Consider the following 16,793-nt stretch of genomic DNA (forward strand, 5'->3'; position numbering starts at 1 on the left):
CCCGCCCCGCTGGCCCGGATCGCCGCCCGATCTGACGACGAACACTTGCCGGAGACCCGGAGGAATTCCCGATGCGCGTGAAGTACGTGCTGTCCGAAGTACTGGTCGGACTGTGGCGCAACGTGACCATGACCATCGCGATGATCATCACGATGGCCGTGTCGCTGACCATGCTCGGTGCCAGCGGTCTGATGTACCGCCAGGTCGCCGACATGAAGGACCTCTACTACGAGAACATCGAGGTGTCGGTCTTCCTCAAGACCGACGTGCCCGTGGACCAGAAGGACTCGCTCCAGGCCAAACTGGAGGGCGACCCGCTGGTCAAGGAGGTCATCTACGTCGACAAGGAGGAGGCGTACGAGCGCTTCCAGCAGATGTACGCGGACGCGCCGGATCTGGTGAAGGCGGTCCAGGCCGACGTGCTGCCCGAGTCGTTCCGGCTCAAGCTGAACGACCCGGAGCAGTACCGGACGATCTACGACCAGTACAAGGACGACGCGGCGGTCGACGAGATCGTCGACCAGAGCGCCCTGCTCGACAAGATCTTCAACATCCTCACCGCGATCCAGAACATCGCGCTGGCCGCCGCCGCCGTGATGGCGATCGCCGCCCTGCTGCTGGTCGCGAACACCATCCAGGTGGCCGCGTACAGCAAGCGCCGTGAGGTCGCGGTGATGAAGCTGGTCGGTGCCTCCAACTGGTTCATCCAGGCGCCGTTCGTGCTGGAGGCCGTGGTCGCCGGCCTGATCGGTTCACTGCTCGGCCTGCTGGCGCTGGTCGGGGCGAAACAGTTCCTCTTCGACGGGTCGTTGCAGGACCTCCAGGGCCTGCTCTCCCCGGTCACCTGGGGCGACATCCTGGTGATGTTCCCGCTGATGGCCGGCGTGGGTGGCCTGGTCAGCGCGGTCACCGCCTGGGTCACGCTCCGCTTCTACCTGCGGGTCTAGTCACGGTACGGGTCACCTCCGGCAACAGGTGAGGGCCCTCCGGCACCGGGAACAAAAGGTGCCGGAGGGCCCTTTCCGTTCAGGTAACATGGCGGGCTGTCCGCCAACGTGATCAACGAGGTCGCGCGCAAGGGGCGACCCGGACGTCCGTGACGTCCGGTACGAGAGAGGAGTGGCGTCGATGCCACGGGAGAAGGGGCGCAAGGTCGTCGCCTCCAACCGCAAGGCGCGGCACGACTACACCATCCTCGACACGTACGAGGCGGGCATGGCGCTGACCGGTACCGAGGTCAAGTCGCTGCGGGCCGGGCGGGCCTCGCTGGTCGACGCGTTCGCCCAGGAGCGCAACGGCGAGCTGTACCTGCACGGCATGCACATTCCGGAGTACGTGCAGGGCACCTGGACCAACCACGAGCCGCGCCGCACCCGCAAGCTGCTGCTCAACCGGCTGGAGATCGACCGGATGATCGGCAAGACCCGGGAGAGCGGGCTCACCCTGGTGCCGTTGCAGGTGTACTTCTCGGACGGCTGGGCCAAGGTCGAGATCGGCCTGGCGAAGGGTAAGAAGGCGTACGACAAGCGTCAGGACCTGGCCAAGCGGGACGCGGACCGGGAGATCCGGCGCGTGGTGGGTCGGCGGGGTAAGGGGATGGGTGACTGATCCGTCCCCGTCCGTCCGGTCGGGGGCCTGGGGATGAAACCCGTTGCGGTAGGCGTTAGGCTTGGTGAGGCTGCCGACAGGGGCAGCGATCCGAGGGGGTGACTGGTTTCGACTTCGTGCGTTGCGGCAGGGGAAGCGAGCCGAGGAAGCCGACGTCGTCTCGTGAATCGGTCGTCGGAAAACAATAAGCGCCAAGCAGAATCGCGCTGACTTCGCTCTCGCCGCCTGAGGCGGGTAGCTAAGTCTGTCGGCCTGGGAGTGCCTTCGGCCCAGTTAGCCGGCATCAGCTAGAAGGCTGGCCAATCGGACCCGGTCGCGGGGTCCGTGCGGCGAGATCAATCAGCGACTGGGCCCGTCACACCGACTCGCTCGCGTGATCGGAGGGGCCGAGTAGAGGCACAGCGAGCTGCGCTCGGAGAAGCCCTGACAAGGCGGCGAAGGACCCGGGTTCGATTCCCGGCACCTCCACCCCGGTCGATGCGCCCCGGTCCCACGTTCCAGGGACCGGGGCGCATCGCTGTCCGCGCCCCTGCCCACCTCGCTGCCGGCGGTGGGGAACCGGCGGGGTGGTGAGCTGCGTCGAAGAGGCATGCGTCGACGAGTACTCCTGCTGGGCCTGCCGATCGTGCTGGCCCTCACCGCTTGCGCCCAGAACGGTGGGACCACCCGGCCGGTGGACCAGACCGACCGCTGGGAGTCGTTCCGACAGCGCGCCACCCAGGTCGCCGAGGCATGGCAGCCCGGCGAGGTCTGGACCACCGGGTACGTCCCGTTGCAGGGCGCCACCGTACTGGCCGGGGACCCGAAGTTCACCCCGGAGACCGAGCAGGCGTTCCAGGCCGGCTGGTACCGCGAGCAGGTCGCCATGTCGGCCGCGGTGCCGAAGGCGGGCACGATCCGCTTCCCGGACGGGACGCTCGACGTGCCGCTGGTCAGCGCCGCCGACGCGTACCGGCAGATCGACCTGGGTGACCCGCCGCCGTGCGAGGGCCGACCGAAGGCGGCCGGCCCGACCGAGCGGCCGGGGCCGGACGGGCCGAGCGCCGAGCCGGGGCCGGACGGGCCGGTGAGCAGCACCCCCGCCCCGGTGGCCTGCATCCCGTTGACCGTCACCGGCGTCAAGCTCGGCACCGCCGAGATCCGGACCAGCCGGGGGGAGGCCACCGTACCGGCCTGGCTGTTCACCGTGGAGGAACTGGCGACGCCGGTGGCCCGGTTGGCCGTGGCGGCGAGCGCGGTCAGCGCCGTACCGGCGGGGGACGGGCCCAGCGCGCCACCCGCGCCCGAACTGGCCGCCGCCCAGAACGTCATCTCGATCGACGGTGCCGAGCTGAAGTGGCGGATCGGCGTCGGGGCCTGCGACAGCGGGTTCGAGCCGCTGGTGGCCGAGTTCGACGACGCGGTGGTGATCGGTGGCGGGGTGGTCCGCAGCACCGGGGTCTGCACCGACCAACTGCTGCTCAAGCCGGTCGAGGCGACGCTGAAGGAGCCGCTCGGCGCCCGCGTCGTGCTGGACGTGGTGACCGGCGGGCCGGTGTCCCTGCTGGGCGGCTGACGGCCGGGTCCGGGCCGGGGCCGCCGGGCCGTCCGGTTTGGGGCCGACGGGTCCGGGCCGGGGCCGCCGGTCCAATCCGGGGCCGGCACGGACAGCGCCGGCGTCGGCGGTCGACGGCGGCGCGGCCCGCCGCCGTCGGCGACGACTACAGCAGCGCCGGTACCTCGGTGCTGATCGGTACCGGGACGACGGTGGGCCGGTCCGCCGCCAGCCCGGCGGTGAGCGCGGCGGCGATCTCGTCGGGGGTACCGGCCACCGTGGCCGCACAGCCGTAGCCGGCCGCGATCGCGGTGACGTCCAGTCCGGGCAGGTCCAGTCCGGGCACCCCCGGGGTCTGCTTGTGCGCGGCGAACGACCTGAGGATGGCGTACTGCTGGTTGACCGGGATCAGCACCACCAGGGGCAGCCGCAGTCGGGCGGCGGTCCACAGCGCCTGTACCGAGTAGTGGAACGAACCGTCGCCGATCACCGCCACCACCGGCCGGCCGCGTCCGGTGTCCCGTTCGGCGAGGGCGATGCCGACCGCGGCGGGCAGCCCGAAGCCGAGCCCGCCGCTGGCCATGGTGAAGTACGACGCCGGACGCCTGACCCGGAACCGGCGGCGCAGCGCGGCCAGGTTGGACGGGGACTCCTGCACCAGCACCCCGTCGGCCGGCCAGTGCGCGGCCAACGTGGCGAAGAACGCGTCCGGGCTCAGCGGCAGGCCGGTCTCCGGCGGCGGCGGATTCGGGCGGGCCGGTGGCGGTGACCGGTGCGGCGGCGGCAGCAGGTCGCGCAGCGCCTCGGCGGTGAGCCGGGCGTCGCCGAGCAGACTGTCGCCGACCGGGGCGCGGGCGGCCTCGTCCGGGTCGTCGGTGACGTGCAGCAGCCGGGTGCCAGGCGGCAGGTACCCGCCCGGCACGTGCGGGTAGTAGCGGAACACCGGCGCGCCGACCACCAGTACGGTGTCGTGGCCGTGCAGCTTCTCGGCGAGCGGACCGATGGCGTACGGCAGCACCCCCTGGAACTGGGGGTGGTCCTCGGGGAAGCCGGCCCGTTCCGGGGCGGGCGCCGACCAGACCGGGCAGCACAGCCGCTCGGCCAGGGCGACGGCCGCCGGCCAGCCGTCCGCCCGGTCCATGGCCGGGCCGACCACCAGCGCGGGATGGTCGCTGGCGGCGAGGATCCCGGCGAACTCGCGCAGCCGGGCCGGGTCCGGGGCGACCCGGGTCGCCACCGTCCGGACCTGCGGGGGCGGGTCGGCCGGCTGGTGCCAGTCGTCCAGTGGCAGGGAGAGGAAGACCGGCCCGGCCGGCGGTTGCACCGCGGTGGCGTACGCCCGCATCAGCGCCGCCGGGATGTCCTGCGCGCGGACCGGCTCGTGGCTCCACTTGACGTACGGCTGGGTCAGCTCGACCGCCCGGGGGCTGGACAGCCGGGGTTCGATCAGCAGCATCTCCCGGGTCTGCTGGCCGGCGGTGACGATCAGCGGGGTGCGGTTGTGCCAGGCGGTGACCAGGTTGCCCATCCCGTTGCCGGTGCCCGGGGCGGTGTGCAGGTTGACGTGCGCGGGTCGGCCGGTGGCCTGGGCGTACCCGTCGGCCATCGCCACCGCGGACGCCTCCTGGAGGGCGTGCACATAGCGGAAGTCGGCCGGGAAGTCCTGGAGGAACGGCTGCTCGGTGGAGCCGGGGTTGCCGAAGACGGTGGTCAGGCCGAGGGCGCGGAGCAGGTCGTAGCTGGTGTCGCGGACCGTCGCCATCGCTCGGCCTCCGTGCCCTCGTCCGTGCCCCCGTCCGGTCGGGTGCGTCCGGTCGCCGGAGCTGGGTGGGCAGCTCCGACAGGCCGAATCTATCGGGCAGAAGACGCGATTATTCGCTTATCGGGCATAACCCCTCAGGGGAGGGGGAACGGGAGGGTGATGCCGTCCAGCGCGGTCGCGCAGGGGCAGTCCCGCTCGGCGGGCAGGGCGGCCACCGCGTCCAGCAGGACGCCCCGCAGCCGGTCGGTGTTCTCCGCGAAGACCCGGAACACCTCCTCCTGGGTGACCGCGTGCCCGCCCTCCACCCCGGCGTCCAGGTCGGTCACCAGGGCCACCGAGCTGTAGCAGAGCGCCAGCTCGCGGGCGAGCACCGCCTCCGGGTGGCCGGTCATGTTCACCACCGTCCCGCCGATCGCGGTGAACCAGCGCGACTCCGCCCGGGTGGAGAACCGCGGCCCCTCGACCACCACCACCGTGCCGCCGTCGACCGCCGGCACGCCCCGGCCCGCCGCCGCGTCCAGCAGGGTACGCCGGCCGGTGGGGCAGTACGGGTCGGCGAACGAGACGTGCACCGCACCCCGGTCGTAGTAGGTCTGCACCCGGCCGGTGGTCCGGTCGATCAACTGGTCCGGCACGACGAACGTGCCCGGCCCCAGCTCCGGCCGGAGCCCGCCGACCGCACAGGGGGCCAGCACCCGGCGTACCCCGAGCGAGCGCAGCGCCCACAGGTTGGCCCGGTACGGGATCAGGTGCGGCGGGTGCCGGTGGTCGCGCCCGTGCCGGGGCAGGAAGGCCACCCGACGGCCGCCCACCTCGGCGATGGTGACCGCGTCCGACGGCGGTCCGTACGGCGTCTCCACCCGGTGTTCGACGGCGTCGTCCAGCAGGGCGTAGAGGCCCGAGCCGCCGATCACCGCAAGTTCCGCCGTCGGCTCCATCGATTCTCCCCGAACTCGCCCGACTACCCGTCGGTCAGACCTTAGCCACCATGCAAGGTGCAGGCTATGGTGCGAGGCATGGCGGTGAGAACGTGGACGGGCGCGCGGCACCGGGTGGAACCGGTGTGCGCGCCCACGTCCCGGCACGGGGCTCCTCAGTGGCGCGTCCGCCCGGCGGCGCGTGGTTAGGGGATGGTCGACATGCAGGGAGAGGGACAGGCGATCGGCGGGCGTGCGATGGCCTCGATGACCGGGCAACTGCTGGTCGCGACCCCGGCGCTGAAGGACCCCAACTTCGACCGTACGGTCGTGCTGCTGGTGGCCCACGAGCCGGGCGGGGCGCTCGGCGTGGTGCTCAACCGGGCCACCGAGGTGCCGGTCGCCGACGTGCTCGGGGACTGGAGCGCGCTGGCCCGCGAGCCGGCCGTGCTCTTCGAGGGCGGCCCGGTGCAGCCCGACTCGGCGATCTGCCTGGCCCGGATGCGCAACCCGGTACGCCGGCTGCGGGGCTTCCACCAGGTGCTCGGTGCGGTGGGGACGATCGACCTGTCGGTCGACCCGGAGCGGCTGCGGGAGAACATCGCCGGCATCCGGGTCTTCGCCGGCTACTCCGGCTGGGGTGCCGGCCAACTGGAGCAGGAGATCGAGGAAGGCTCCTGGTTCGTGCTGGACGCCCTGCCCGGGGACGCCTTCGTCGACCGTCCCGACGACCTGTGGCCGATGGTGCTGCGCCGGCAGGGCGGCATGATGGCGGCGGTGGCCCACTTCCCGCCGGACGTCTCCCTGAACTGATCTCGCCGCGCCCCGGGGAGGGCCCCCGCGAGATGACCATGGGAGCCGGTGTGTGTATAGTTTCCTGCGTGCCCGGGGGAACCGGGGCACACCGGCAAGGGGCCGTGGCGCAGCTGGTAGCGCACCACACTGGCAGTGTGGGGGTCAGGGGTTCGAGTCCCCTCGGCTCCACCCTTGTGGCAACGCCCTGGTACGGGATACCTCCCTGACCAGGGCGTTCGGCGTTCCTGAGCTTCTCAGGCCACCTGCTCGCTGTGCAGGTCGATGGTCTCCACCCGCAGGCCGGTGCCCTCGAGCAGCCGGATGACCTCCTGCCACCGGGCCGCACGGTCCGTGCAGATCGTCATCGTCTGGCCGGTGTCCGGCTGCCGCCCCTGTTCGTTCAGCTTCCGTAGGTCGTGCCGTTCGGCGCTCCGGTCGTACCGGGCCAGGTGCCGGACCAGCTTGAGTCGCTGGTGCAGGTCGTGGACGTGCGCGGTGACGGTCGGGTCGATGTCGGGGCCACCATCCCCGGCCGGGCGGTCGCCGTCACCGGAGGCGGTCACCCGCACGGCCACGATGCCGCGCACGGTAGCCGGCCCGTCCCCGGTCGCCGGTCCGTCCGGGGCCGGCACCCGTTCGACCCGGACGGCCACGTCCATGCTGGCCGGCGAGGCGTGGCCGTTGCTGCCGTGGTCGATCACCAGATCGGCGAAGGTCGGCACGCGGGGCGGGAACTCCCGGTCGGTGGGGACCACCGGGGTGACCATCCGGGTGACCAGGCGGCTGAACTTCGCCCGGTCCAGCCAGTACCAGGCCCGGTCCGTGCAGATCCGGTCGACCACCTGCCAGATGGCGTCGTCGGCCTGCAACCAGGTGATGGCCTCGTCCAGCGACACCTCGTGGGCCGACTCCCGACGCCGGTGCCACTCGCGTTCCAGCCGGAGCGCGCCGGTGAACAGCAGCTCCCTGGCGTACGCGGCGGTGCGCGCCGTGGTGACGCTCTCCGGAGGCAACTGGGCGATGTCCAGCGGGTGGTACTCGTCCTGCTGGAGATACCGCAGTGAGGGGCGGCTGCGCAACCGCCCGAGGTCAGGGTCGCTGCTCGTGATCCAGGTGAGCAACCGGGACGCCATCCCGTCACCCCCGGCCGGGATCAGCTTGAGCTGGGCGTTCATCCCGCTGTCCGCGCTGGCCAGGCTCGCCCGCAGCGCCTCGATCGCGCATTCGGTGAGGGCGTCCACCTCGGGAGACCGGGCACAGTGCGCAGGCGGGACGAACGGTGCCGGTCGGGTCTCCGACTCGTCCCGGGGCGTCCGCAGGTAGCCGTAGAGCGCGTAGGCGTAGGCGCAGGCCGCCGTGTAGTGGTCGAGATAACTGAACCGGGGCACCGGCAGCCAGCGGCGCTCCGCCGACCTGATCGCGGCGGCCAGCGTGGCGCTGTCGGCCGGCCATTCGTGCAGAAGCCGACGGAGTCGCCGTCGGGCCGGCCAGGTCCACCAGTCGGTGAGGGAGCCTGCCTCGGCGACGGCCCGGCTCGGCGCTCCGGTCAGCGGCGCGGTCGGGTCGTGACGCCAGTCGTGCAGGGCCCGGGCCAGCCGGAGCGGGGCCCAGACGTCCCGGGCCAGCCGGAGCACCCGACGGGTGATCTCCGACCGGGTGCCCGGCACCAGCCAGGTGAAGACCAGATCCTGGTGCAGCCGGTACAACTCCTGGAGCGCGGCGAGCTGGAAGAGCACCCGCATGCTCGTCGGGTTCTGGAGCATCAGACGCACCTGCGCCCGTCCGCCTTCGGCGTCGGTCCGGTCGGCGTAGGCCAGCACGGCCGGCCAGTAGCGGTCGGTCAACGAGTCGGTCAGCCGCTCCCTGGTCTGCCGGTGGAAGGTCTTCCGGTCGCCCTGCCGGTCCTCGACGAACCACTCGTGGGCCAGCCGTTCCGAGTACGCCAGCGTCCGCGCGTACTGGTACCGCAGCCGGGCCGTCTCCCGGTGCCGACGCAGGTACCGGAAGCTGGACACGGCGAACCGGAACGGCGACAGCCACCGTTCCCGGTGCCGGCTCCACAGCGTGCCGGTGTAGCGTCCGGGCAGCTCGTCGACGGTGAGCGCCTCCTCGTAGGTGCTGAGCGCCTCCACGAACAGCCCGAGATCCTCCTGCACGCTGGCGACCATCATCCGGATCTCGACGTTGAACGGGTCCAGCCGCAACGCCTCCCGGTACCACCACAGCGCCTCGTCGAGCTTGCGGTCGTCGTGCCGCTTACGCCCCTCGTTGTACGCCTCGAACAGCTCCGTCGGCAGGTCCCGCCCCCGCCAGGTACGCCAGGGAGGGCAGCGGACCATCCGGGTGACCGGCAGGATCTTGGCCATCGTCCAGTAGGCGGCCTTGCAGGTGGCGTCCTCCCAGCTGTCGCCCCACTCGGTGGTGGTCGCGCTGCCGGTCGCGCCGGCGTACGACATCACCGTCACCGAAAGGCCGTACCGGGGCTTCTGGTCACGCCTCTGGACAGTGCCACTGATCAGGTACCCGGACCTCGGCACCTGCCGGAACAGCATCCGGATGATCCCCCACGGTCCGTCGCCGGTGCGCGGGTCGGCCGCGATGTCGAGGAAGTTCTGTGCCGCTGGTTTGCCCGTCCCGGCGTACGGCGGGTAGATGTTGGTCGCGGCGAGCTGGGCGGCGAACCGGCTCTTCAGGTAGACCCGCAGCCCCTCGTCCTGGTTCGCCGCGTTCGCGAAGTCGGCGATGTCCACCGGGCCGGGCCGGAACGCCAGCCACTCCCGCCGCCAGCGCCACCAGGCGGCAAGGAAGCAGCCGGTGAGCAGGAGGACGCCGAGGCGCTGCCACAGCGGGAGCTGCGGGTGACCGAGGAGCGTGGCCAAGCCGAGCAGGAACTGCCGGACCGGCTCGATCGGCCACCACCAGCCGGCACCGTCGGCCGGCCTGGTCGCGCCGATGCGCCAGAGCACGACCAGCAGCGTGACCAGGAGCGCCGCCATCGGCCAGCCCCAGCCCGCCTCGTGCGGCAGTGGCAGGGGTGCCCGGTTGGTCCGGCCGGTCCAGGGCACGATCCGGTACGGCGTCGGCGCGTCCCAGCCCGGCGGGCGCAACCGCCTGCCACGTCGTTCGGTCCTCGTCGGCATTCGACCGCAGTCCCCCGATAGCTGCCCTGCCCGGTGCGCTCGCGCTGGTTCCAGGCTAGGCAGGCCCGGCCGGCGGGGAGGGGGAAACCGGCACACCGAACCGGGATTGCCCACTGAGGCAGACTCCGTTGCCCGGAAGACCGCCGGGCGTACGTGTCGACGGCACCCACGGTTGCGAAATCGTGGCCGCGTTGACTGTCGCCGAGTGAGATGAGCGGTCATGACCTGGGCAGAGACGTACTGGAACGACGCTACCGCCGACCCCGCGTACTTCGCGGCGGTGAGCTTCGACACCGTCCTCGACGGTGACTACGGCAGCCGGCTGTTCGGCGCGTGGATCGAGGACAATCACCCGCACGGGCAGTCGCTCGCGTTGATCCGGGCCCTGGAGTACCTGCTCGTCACCAACGCCTTCGCCGACGACGCGACCGACACCATGCAGCTCCTCGCCGACCGGATGGCCCGGCCCTGGGACGACGAGGCGATGGAGGCCGCCCTCGCCGCGACGGCCGCCCGCTTCGGTGACCTGCACGTGCCCCTGCGGATCGACGACGACTCGGACGTGGAGGCGCTCTTCGAGGTGCTCACCAGCGGCGACGAGGTCTTCTCCTGGTGGCGCGAGCAGCTCCGGGAGGCCGCCGTCGGGGTGCTCCGCGACGGCGGGACGCTGGGCGCCTTCCTCGACGACTGCGTCGCCCTCGCCCACCACGCGAAGAGCGACCCGACCGGGCAGCCGTCCGGGAAGGGCAAGGAGAAGTACGACGACAGCGACAGTGACAGCGACTACAGCGACGGGTACCTCGACGACGACCGGTACGCCGTGCTCCTCGCCGACGACGACGCCGACCTCGACCCCGGATTCGCCCGGACCCCGCCGGCCAGCGAGGACTCCAGCGACGACGAGGGCATGGTGACCGTGGTCCGGAAACGGGGCACCACGTTCAGCGAGCCCGAGGAGGTCGCCGAGAAGCGGTACCCGTGGCTGCACCACACCTTCCGGCTGGCGGTGGCCTTCACCCTGAACCCCGAGGCCAACTCCCGTCTCGGCCAGACGTTCACCTGGGACGAGGCACAGGAGCACCTCCGCCAGTGGGGGGTGGACATCGACGAACTCGTCGACCGGATCGGTCAGGCCACCCAGAACCCGTACGTGAAGATGTACCGGGACGAGCGGCTGATGATCTCGGTGAACGGCACCACGGTGGAGGTGACCGCGACCATCGACTCGGCCCTCAACGCGCACAACTCGGGGATCATCGCCACCCTGGACAGCGAGGGCGCGTTCACCCACTACGTCCAGTTCAAGGACCTGGTGATGTTCTACACCGACGAGAACGACATGAACACGCCGATCTACAACGTGCTCAAGACGTTCGGTGACCCGTGGGCCGGTGGCAACGCGGAGAGCTACGTGGTGCGGCACGGCAAGGGGCGTAAGGCGTACTTCACGGTCACCCCGGTCCGGGCCAGCCACCAGGGCAGCGTGGTCGCGGTCGTGAAGCGTTGCTCCGGCGGCATGGACGTCAAGATCCTGAACTGAACCGACCCGGGCGGCACCACGGCCCGGCCCGGACGCCGGGGCCGTCGGGTGCGGTCGGTGCTGCCCGCAGGGGCAGGAGGGACTGCACCCAGGTCTGCCCGGCCGGCGCTGCGGGGCGGGGAGCGGCCCGACTGTACTACCGGTATGGCTGTCTCCGGCTCCCGTCCGCTGCGTGCCGCGTCGGCGCTGGCCGTCGTGGCCCTCCTGGTGGTGAGCGTCGCGCCGGCCGCGTCCGGCGGGCTGCGCGCGGCACCGCCGGCCGCCGACGGCGCGGAGTTCCGGATCAGCGTGGCCGACGCCCCCGCCCCGGCCCCCGGCATCCGCTCGGCCCCGCCCCCCGACCCCGGCTCCGTCCCGAATCCCGACCCCGGCTCCGTCCCGAATCCCGGCCCTGGCTCCGCCCCGGACCCGGCTGGTATCGGGGTGGGCCTGACGCCGGGCGGCTCGGCGACGCTCACCCGCACGGTGACCACCACGACCGTGCCGCCCCGCCCGGACGTGGTGCTGCTCGCCGACACCACCGGCAGCATGGGACCGGCCCTGGCGGACGTGAAGGCCAACGCCCGCCGCATCGTCGAGGACATCAGCGCCGTGCAGCCGGACGCCCGGTACGCGGTCGCCGAGTACCGCGACAGCACCGACGGGTACGCCTTCCGGCTCAACCAGGACCTGACCGGGCAGCCCGCCGCCGTGCAGGAGGCGGTGAACACCTGGACCGCCGCCGGTGGCGGGGACATCCCGGAGGCCAACCTCAACGCGCTGGCCCTGGTCGCCACCGGCGCGGTCGGCTTCCGTACCGACAGCAGCCCGATCGTGGTGATCTTCGGTGACGCGCCGTCCCACGACCCGAGCTTCGGCCACGACCTCGCCGGCACCGTCGCGGCGCTCACCGGCCGGGGCATCCGGGTGGTGGCCGTGGACGTGTTCACCGCCCCGTTCTCCAGCCTCGACCAGACCGGACAGTTCACCGAGATCACCACCCGGACCGGTGGCGTGCTGCTGAAGGCCGCCGAGGCGGGCGACGTGTCGAACGCGATCCTCGCCGGGATCAAGGCCATCCAGGCCACCGTGACCGTCCGGGTGTCCGACTGCGACCCGCAGCTCACCGCCCGGGCCGACCCGGCGGAACGGACCGTCGACAGTGGCGGCAGCGTCGACGTCACCCTCACCGTGGCGGTCGACCCGGCGGCCCGCAACGGCGAGTACGCCTGCCGCGTCGAGTTCCTGGTGGACGGCATCCGGCAGGAGGGCAGCCCGGACCGGCTCACCGTGACGGTCACCGGGGCCGCCCCGGACGTGCCGGTGCTGCACTCCGACACGACCCTGCTCGACCTCGGCGAAGCGGCCCTCGGCGTCGCCACCCCGGCCCGCCGGGTGACCCTGCGCAACACCGGCGACTATCCGCTCAGTGTCGTCGCGGCGCTCGGCACCACCCCGCCGACCGTCCCGCCGGCCTCCGGACCGGCCGTAGCGCCGGCTTCCCCGCCGACCGTCCCGGTGCCGCTGCCGGTGACCGCGGTCGGCACGTCGTCGTCGCCGCAGGTCGCCGCCGCACCGGTGGGGGTCTTCACGATCAGCGGGAACACCTGCGGCCCCGTCCTCGACGTCGGTCGATCCTGCACCCTGGACGTCGGCGCGACGCCCCGCACCGTCGGGAACGTCGGCACGGTGCTCACCCTGGCCGCGTCGACCGACACCGGCGGCCACGCCGCGCAGGAGTTGGCCGTACAGGTCACCGGGCGCAGCCCGAGCCTCCAGTTCAACCCCGGCGTCGGCCGCCCGGGGCAGGTGGTGACCGCCCTCGGCCGGGACTTCCCGCCCGGCCAGCCGGTCGCGCTGACCTGGGCCGGGGACAGCGGCGAGGTGACCGTCACGGCCGACGCGACGGGCCGGTTCGCCGTACCGCTGGTGGTCTTCGCGGACGGCCCGGCCGGCCCCCGGCTGGCGGTGGCGGCGGCGCCGGCGGTGGGCACGGTGACCAGCGGGGCGTTCCTGGTGCAGTCCCCGACGTCCCAGCCGGGCGTCTTCACCCGCCGACGCTGACCGGCCCGGAACCGTCCGCAGCGGGACGCGGACCGGAGCGTCCGCGGCGGGACGTGGCCAGAGGCGTCCACGTCCGGGGGCATCGGCGGGGCAGCCCTCCGGGGCGTGGGGCGGGAGGGTCAGGCGACCAGGACCTGGCCGGTGGCCACGATGGTGCCGTTGGGCGCGGGTGCCGGATCGTTGCAGGTGTTGACCTTGTCGCCGTGCCGGGCGGCCGGCTTGCCGTTGATCAGCACCGTCGGGCTGCCGGCCAGCACCGTGCCCTGGTTGGTCGGCGGCACCTGGAACGGGCCGCCGGTGGGCACGTGCGGGGGCGAGTTCACCGCCCCGCTGCCCACCACGGCGGCCGGTTTCCCCTCGATCAGCACGTCGGTGCTGCACCCGGTGGCGATCGTCCCGGCGAACGGCATCGGGGTCGGGGTCGGCACCGGCCCGACCGGGGACGGGATCATGATGATGTGGGTGTCGGTGCCGACCACCTTGTCGCCGAGCTTCGCCGCGGGTACGCCCACCGGTGTCTCCTCTCGAATCAGGCCCGCGCGGACAGCGGGTCAGATCAGGCCCTCGCGGATGGCGTGCGCCACCGCCTGCGTCCGGTTCCGGACGCCGAGCTGCACGGTGATCTCGTGCACGATGTTCTTGATGCTGCGTTCCGAGTAGGACAGGTCCCGGGCGATCGTCGCGGTGTCCGCGCCGGCGGCGATCATGCGCAGCACGGCGAGCTGACGCGGCGACAGGGGCAGGATGGTCAGCCCGCGCGGGGCCAGCACCTGCCGCTGTGCCCGTCCCACCCGGGTCAGCAGCGAGCTGAGCAGGTCGGTGGGGAGCCGCGCCTCACCCCGGGCGGCGGCCCGCACCACCTCGCGCAGCAGACCCGCGCTGCTCTCCGCGCGGCGTACCATGCTCAGCCCGCCCGCCTCGATCGCCCGCAGCCCCGCCGTGTCGTCGAGCTGCCCCACCACCAGTACCGGCCGGGGACGCGGTCCACCGGCCGCCGCCAGCGCGTCGAGCTGGGCCAGCAGCCAGTCGTCCACGGTGTCCCCGACGACGACCAGCACGTCCGCCGTGGCGTCGTCGCCGGTCACCAGCACCGGGGGCGTACCGGCCGGGTCCCCGCCGGCCGGGTCGGCGCCGAGTTGGGCGACCACCCCGGCCTGCGAGATCGGGTCCCGGGCCCGGACCGCAACCCGCACCGGCGTGCTCGCGCCGTGCACCTGCCCGCCGCTCATCGGCCGGCGGAGGGGCTGGCGGACGGGCTGGCCGGCACCGACACCAGTTGGCCGGCGAACCAGGCGGCCGGGGTGCACGCCGTGCTGCCCGGGTTGGTGCACTTCACCGCGACGGTGACCGGCTGCTCGGCGGTGAACTTCAGCGGCTGCACGAAGTGGTAGTCCAGGTCACGGAAGTTGTTCAGCCCGGTCTCCAGCAGCACGGTGTCCCCCCGGCGCACCTGGAGCACACCCGCGTCGCCGTGCGGGTTCTGCAACACGATGTCGGTCACCCAGAGCACCTTCTTCGCCGCCGGCCGGTAGCTGGCCAGGGCGAACTCGTTGGAGGTGGGGGAGGCACTGGTGGCGATCCGGAAGTCGGCGGCCGTCTCCGGGTCGGCGTTCTCCAGCGTGGTACCACCCGGGCCGCGCCCCCCACCCTCCGCCGGTGAAGCGGACGAGCCGCCCGGCGACGGGCTGGGCTTCGGCGCGGCGGACGCCCCGGCCACCGCCTGCTCGGCCTTCTCGGCGGTCTGGGCGGCCTCGCTGGCCTGCGTCTTCACCTCGGCGACCTGCTGGCTGAGCTGCTCGGTCTGCACCTGGGCGGCCTCCTTCGCGGTGGACTGCACCGTCGGCTTCAGCACCGCGAACCAGAGCGCCACCAGGGCCACCGTCACCGCGACGGCGACCAGCACCACCCGGGGCGACCAGGCGGGCAGCACCGCCCGCTGCACCAGCAGCCCGTCGCAGGTGATCGGCTCGGTGTCCGGCCGGGTGACGGCCACCTGGAACGGCAGGTTCCGGTCCGGCCCGAGCAGGAACCGCTTCTTCGGACGTACCCGCAGCTTCACGAAGGTGGCGGTGCCCGGACGCAGCACCGGCGCGGCCGGCCGGACCCGGAAGTCCAGCAGCAGGTCCGGGTCGGTCGGCAGCACCTCGACGGTGGCCTCGGCGTTGCCGGTGTTGTCGACGACCACCTGGTGCGCGCCGGAACGCCGGGCCCGGGACGTGCGGGGCACCAGCTCGGCGGCCAGCTCCACGAACGGCAGTACGGTGACCCGGCCCTCCTCGACCACCGAGCCGTCCGGATCGGCCTGGCCCCGCACCCGTACCCCGAAGTCGACGGTGCCGGCCGGTACGGTCGCCGACCGGGGCGGCCGGAACGTGACCCGGGCCTCCTCCTCGGTGCCGGGGTAGAGGTTCATCGTCTTCGGTTCGACCTCGGCCCAGGACCCGGTGTCCCCGACCACGTCCAGGGTGAACTGGTCGACGACCGAGGCGGTGTTGCGCACCCGTACGGTGCAGCCGACCTCGTCGCCGGCCGCGACGGTCAGGTCGGTCTGGACAAGTCCCACAGCGACGCTCATGCCGGGCAGTCTGGCCGGCGTACCGGTGCCGTCGGCACCGCGACCGAGGAACACCAAGGGGCAGACCCGGCTACCTCATCGGGCAACCGGCCGGGTGCCACCGGGTTCAGCCGGGCTCGCTGATCCGGCCGGGCCGGTGTCGCGCCGGGCGCGGACCACCACCGGCACGATCGCCGGGATCGCCACCCGGGCGGCCGGCGCTGTTCACGCTCACCTCGCGCGGCGCCGGGGCCAGGTCGGTCTGCGTCTCCGGCACGAACGGGACCAGCAGTTGCAGGTGCAGGCCGGTACGGGCCGCCCCGCCGTACGCCACCCACGCCGACCCGGTGTCCCCGTCCCGGCGCGGGGCGCTGCGCACCAGGACCGCCTGGTTCGCGCGGGCCAGCGCCCCGGTGTGGAAGCGGACCGGCAGCGCGGTGCAGCTGGCACAGCCGACCAGCAGGTCACCGAGGAGACGGTGTTCCCGCTCGGTGTCCGGGCCCCACGCGGTCAGCAGGTAGCTGAACCGGTACCGCCGTCCCGGCGGCCGGCGTCCGGTCACCTGCCCACGGTCGTCCCGGAACTCGTCCCAGGTCGCCGAGACGCCGGTCGCGTCCTCCTCGACGTCGAGCAGGAAGGCCGAGACCAGCTCGCCGGTGCGTTGCGCGCACCGGTCCGGCGGGTCGAAGACCACCGGCACCCCGGCCGGCAGGTAGCTGCCCAGCCAGGCCCGGACGGACAGATCCACATCCCAGATCACCGGTCCACCCTGCCGGCCGCCCGGCCCGGCCCGCGTCGGCGGCCGGGCAGGCCGGTGGGGCGGATCGGCTGCCCTTCGGGGCAGTCGGGCCTTCCCCCGTGGCGGACCTGCGGGCAGCGTGCCGGGCCGTACGCCGTTGG

13 protein-coding genes, 1 tRNA gene and 1 other RNA gene are annotated in these 16,793 nt (G+C 72.9%); 8 read left to right on the top strand and 7 right to left on the bottom strand.

Annotation, left to right across the window (positions count from 1 at the left end):
* Positions 1-71: 71 nt before the first annotated feature.
* The 4 genes from ftsX (at position 72) to PVK37_RS11685 (ending at position 3,163) form a co-directional block, all read left to right on the top strand.
* The gene (gene ftsX, locus PVK37_RS11670) at positions 72-947 is read left to right on the top strand and encodes a permease-like cell division protein FtsX (RefSeq protein WP_275033877.1); all 876 of its coding nucleotides are present in this window, start codon (positions 72-74) and stop codon (positions 945-947) included.
* Between the two features lie 181 nt (positions 948-1,128).
* Positions 1,129-1,608 (top strand): SsrA-binding protein SmpB, encoded by a 480-nt coding sequence (gene smpB / locus PVK37_RS11675; protein ID WP_275033879.1) that lies wholly within the window; start codon positions 1,129-1,131, stop codon positions 1,606-1,608.
* A 94-nt stretch (positions 1,609-1,702) separates the two neighbouring features.
* Positions 1,703-2,079, top strand: a transfer-messenger RNA (tmRNA) gene (gene ssrA / locus PVK37_RS11680).
* Positions 2,080-2,197: 118 nt separating this feature from the next.
* Positions 2,198-3,163, top strand: coding sequence for a hypothetical protein (locus tag PVK37_RS11685; protein ID WP_275033881.1), 966 nt, complete (start codon positions 2,198-2,200; stop codon positions 3,161-3,163).
* 145 nt (positions 3,164-3,308) lie between these two features.
* Here PVK37_RS11685 and mdlC read toward each other — a convergent pair whose 3' ends face one another.
* Positions 3,309-4,904, bottom strand: a complete 1,596-nt coding sequence (gene mdlC, locus PVK37_RS11690) for a benzoylformate decarboxylase (protein ID WP_275033883.1) — start codon at positions 4,902-4,904, stop codon at positions 3,309-3,311.
* Positions 4,905-5,038: 134 nt separating this feature from the next.
* Entirely contained in the window at positions 5,039-5,842 is an 804-nt protein-coding gene (locus PVK37_RS11695) for an S-methyl-5'-thioadenosine phosphorylase (RefSeq protein ID WP_275033885.1), read from the bottom strand.
* A gap of 201 nt (positions 5,843-6,043) precedes the next feature.
* Here PVK37_RS11695 and PVK37_RS11700 point away from each other — a divergent pair, with 201 nt between their 5' ends.
* Both PVK37_RS11700 and PVK37_RS11705 read left to right on the top strand, forming a co-directional pair.
* Complete coding sequence (locus PVK37_RS11700; protein ID WP_275033886.1) at positions 6,044-6,634, top strand: YqgE/AlgH family protein; 591 nt, start codon at positions 6,044-6,046, stop codon at positions 6,632-6,634.
* Positions 6,635-6,732: 98 nt separating this feature from the next.
* Positions 6,733-6,805: transfer RNA gene (locus PVK37_RS11705), tRNA-Ala, on the top strand.
* Between the two features lie 65 nt (positions 6,806-6,870).
* Here PVK37_RS11705 and PVK37_RS11710 read toward each other — a convergent pair.
* Positions 6,871-9,756, bottom strand: a complete 2,886-nt coding sequence (locus tag PVK37_RS11710) for a hypothetical protein (protein WP_275033887.1) — start codon at positions 9,754-9,756, stop codon at positions 6,871-6,873.
* A 220-nt stretch (positions 9,757-9,976) separates the two neighbouring features.
* On the opposite strand from PVK37_RS11710, the gene PVK37_RS11715 reads away from it, so the two are divergent.
* On the top strand, positions 9,977-11,296 hold the full coding sequence (locus tag PVK37_RS11715) for a hypothetical protein (RefSeq protein ID WP_275033888.1): 1,320 nt from the start codon (positions 9,977-9,979) through the stop codon (positions 11,294-11,296).
* 144 nt (positions 11,297-11,440) lie between these two features.
* Positions 11,441-13,339: a vWA domain-containing protein gene (locus tag PVK37_RS11720; protein ID WP_275033890.1), complete on the top strand. Its 1,899-nt coding sequence runs from the start codon at positions 11,441-11,443 to the stop codon at positions 13,337-13,339.
* A gap of 119 nt (positions 13,340-13,458) precedes the next feature.
* Here the strand turns inward: PVK37_RS11720 and PVK37_RS11725 are convergent, their stop codons facing one another.
* The 4 genes from PVK37_RS11725 to PVK37_RS11740 form a co-directional block, all read right to left on the bottom strand.
* Positions 13,459-13,851, bottom strand: a complete 393-nt coding sequence (locus PVK37_RS11725) for a PAAR domain-containing protein (protein WP_275033891.1) — start codon at positions 13,849-13,851, stop codon at positions 13,459-13,461.
* 39 nt (positions 13,852-13,890) lie between these two features.
* Positions 13,891-14,568 carry a helix-turn-helix transcriptional regulator gene (locus PVK37_RS11730; RefSeq protein ID WP_275033892.1) on the bottom strand — a complete coding sequence of 226 codons (678 nt, stop codon included), beginning with the start codon at positions 14,566-14,568 and terminating at the stop codon, positions 13,891-13,893.
* Complete coding sequence (locus PVK37_RS11735; protein WP_275033893.1) at positions 14,565-15,914, bottom strand: COG1470 family protein; 1,350 nt, start codon at positions 15,912-15,914, stop codon at positions 14,565-14,567. The genes PVK37_RS11730 and PVK37_RS11735 overlap by 4 nt, the downstream gene beginning before the upstream one ends.
* Before the next feature lie 106 nt (positions 15,915-16,020).
* Complete coding sequence (locus PVK37_RS11740; RefSeq protein ID WP_275033894.1) at positions 16,021-16,653, bottom strand: Pvc16 family protein; 633 nt, start codon at positions 16,651-16,653, stop codon at positions 16,021-16,023.
* Positions 16,654-16,793: the final 140 nt, after the last annotated feature.

This window comes from Micromonospora cathayae (assembly GCF_028993575.1).
GTDB lineage: Bacteria > Actinomycetota > Actinomycetes > Mycobacteriales > Micromonosporaceae > Micromonospora > Micromonospora cathayae.